This window comes from Vibrio sp. RM-69-4 (genome assembly GCF_024743775.1).
GTDB lineage: Bacteria > Pseudomonadota > Gammaproteobacteria > Enterobacterales > Vibrionaceae > Vibrio > Vibrio anguillarum.
On the sequence record NZ_JAMQXI010000097.1, the window covers coordinates 1 to 2,482 of the forward strand.

Consider the following 2,482-nt stretch of genomic DNA (forward strand, 5'->3'; position numbering starts at 1 on the left):
TTTTTATTTAAATTTGAGGTGGTTATATTGGATAGCAAGGTTTGGCAAAGGCTGCTTGTATTGGAGAGTCGAGATGCAGTCGATAGGCTTTATACACAGATTCACAATAGGAAGCTTTCTGCTAATAGAACTATTGCAATAAATAATGCGGCTAAGCAAGCGAGAGAATATTTTCGTAACGCCTTTTCATCCAATTATTCTGTTCGTCCTTTGCTCACATTCTACGGCGTTGCTAGCTTAAGTCGTGCGCTTATTTTACTTTTAAAAACTCAAGGTGGTGAAGAAACTCTTACTGCAGGGCATGGTTTGACCGCAGAAGATTGGAGGAAAAATTTCTCGGGTGAGTTACATAAAGGACTTGAAGGTCTTTTAGATTTAAAAGTTCATTTATGCAAAGGCTTGTTTGTCGATCTTTTGGATGGTACCAGCAATATGTCATGTGTTCATGTAAGGTCTTCAGGCGTAGATTGGTCGCTAAATTATGATAAACCAGCAAGTGATTTATCAATGAGCTTTGGTGATGTGCTTACTAGATTGCCTGACTTAATTCATGAGTTGAAAATCGCAGGGCATACGTCAATGTCAATTTTTGTAAACGAAATGACTTATAATTCTGAATCAGGTTTAAATGCATCTGTGGCAACTTCTATTTCTGAATGCGTTCGTGAACAGTTTGAAAGTCTAGGGTATGAAATCGTTAGCGAAAAAAACATAAAAGCGACAACTGAAGTTTTCTCACATAAAACTGCTTTATTTACGCATTCATTTTTAAACAAACAATTTGGGTCTATCCCGAGGCTTGCAATGTCTCCACCTATCGGTGGTAAAGGGCAGCTATCTGAAATTTGTCTGCTGTACATTTCTTCTTTTTACATGAGTATGCTTGTAAGATATTTCCCTACTTATTGGGTGTCTCTAGTTCAAGGCGGCAAAGGGGATATACTTTGGCCAGCAATTTATAAGGCTCAGCAACTAGTAGAAAATACATTTCCAGAACTGGTTATGGAGCTTGTTGAACAAAGGGCTAAACCAAAAACATAACAAAGCATTTAAGAGTGATTCGCAACGCTTGGCAGTTTCGCTTCGCTCAAGTATAGCCAAGCGTCGCTCACACCTTAATGCGGCGTTATGTAACAAGGAGAGTTCAGCTAAATGGAAGTAGTATCTGAAAGGCTGCGGATGAAGCCATTATCGGAAAATGACTGGCCTTTATTTCTGCAACTCCATACGAATCCTAGTGTAATTTCACTTTGTTTCGATGAACTGCCAAAGTCAGAAATTGAGAGTAAATTTAAATCTCGATTAGTACCTTGGTTTGTAAAGTCGAAGCATTGGCTATGTTTGGTTGTTGTCGAATCCAAAACGGACAAAGCAGTAGGTATAACAGGTTTTTGTGTTAACGATTCTGTTGCTGAAGTTGGGTTTATGTTTTTGCCCGAATATCATGGACTCGGGTATGGTACAGAGTCACTGCAAGCTCTCATAAATTATTCAATGTCAGAGTTTGGCATCGATAAATACAGTGCAGTTGTCACAGAGGGTAACATTGGTTCCGAAAAGGTACTTACAAAAGTGGGTTTTGTACTCGATAGGATAGTGCCTCAAGCTTATGAAATCGGTGGTCATTTGTACGCAGATCATGTCTACCAATACGCGTAAAATTGTTACATAACAAGGCGTTTAAGCGGGATTCATGCCGCGTGGCATTTTTGGTTTGCAGTGAGTTTTGGTGGTGAAAGTGGTCTGCGGAAGCTTGGTTTATGCGGCACTCACCCCTTAACGCAGCGTTATATCTAATTTTATGACTATGACAGACATGTAAAGATGGAGAGACAAAGATGGACAATATAGTAAAGAAAATGGACGACCTAATAGATAGTATCGCAGAGTACATTCAGGATGAGACTGCATATACAGTTCAAAGGAAAAAATGTTCAGATTTTTATGTTCCTACAACTGAAATCATGAGTGGTGAGTATGAATTGGCTTTAGTTAAACCTATGATTTATATGATGCCCATGAATGATGCCTATGCCCAAATGGAGTTTTGCCCATGTCCTGCAAACGTTTTTCGGGAAAAATCCATTTCTAAACTGTGTAAGGATGAACAAGGTGTATATGAATTCTTTGAATTAAAGCGCTTCCTAGAGCAAGTTATTTCTGGGTTGGAAAAATCAAAAGAACACTGGATCAATTTTTATAAATAACAAGGAACAGGCCTGCTATTTTCTAACAAGAAAATGAGGTTAATCAGATTGTTAGGAATATTAGATATAACAAACGCTTCAAGAGGGACAGCCAACGCGTGGCATTTTTACTATGCGTTGGTTTGTGTGGTTACGGTGTTATGCTGTAAGTTGGTAGTAGCGTTGTCTGCCCCTTAAGCGGGCGTTATGCAACTCAGGTAAATTTAGGGGTTTAATCTTTTAGGATTTCTCCGGCCATTCGTTTTGTGTTGTCGGCAAATGAGCACTTTTACCCT

Annotated in this window: 3 protein-coding genes; all 3 read left to right on the forward strand. The window is 39.0% G+C overall.

What is annotated here, in order from left to right:
- A partial coding sequence (locus NB504_RS18425; protein WP_258429608.1) for a YaaC family protein occupies positions 1-1,041 on the forward strand: 1,041 nt, incomplete at its 5' end.
- 111 nt (positions 1,042-1,152) lie between these two features.
- Positions 1,153-1,659: a GNAT family N-acetyltransferase gene (locus NB504_RS18430; RefSeq protein WP_086467557.1), complete on the forward strand. Its 507-nt coding sequence runs from the start codon at positions 1,153-1,155 to the stop codon at positions 1,657-1,659.
- Positions 1,660-1,838: 179 nt separating this feature from the next.
- Positions 1,839-2,207, forward strand: a complete 369-nt coding sequence (locus tag NB504_RS18440) for a hypothetical protein (protein WP_258429612.1) — start codon at positions 1,839-1,841, stop codon at positions 2,205-2,207.
- The last annotated feature ends 275 nt before the right edge of the window (positions 2,208-2,482 follow it).

What these genes read in the sequence shown, in the direction of transcription:
- NB504_RS18440 (WP_258429612.1), top strand. Translation starts at nt 1,839, where the DNA reads ATGGACAATATAGTAAAGAAAATGGACGACCTAATAGATAGTATCGCA.
- NB504_RS18430 (WP_086467557.1), top strand. Translation starts at nt 1,153, where the DNA reads ATGGAAGTAGTATCTGAAAGGCTGCGGATGAAGCCATTATCGGAAAAT.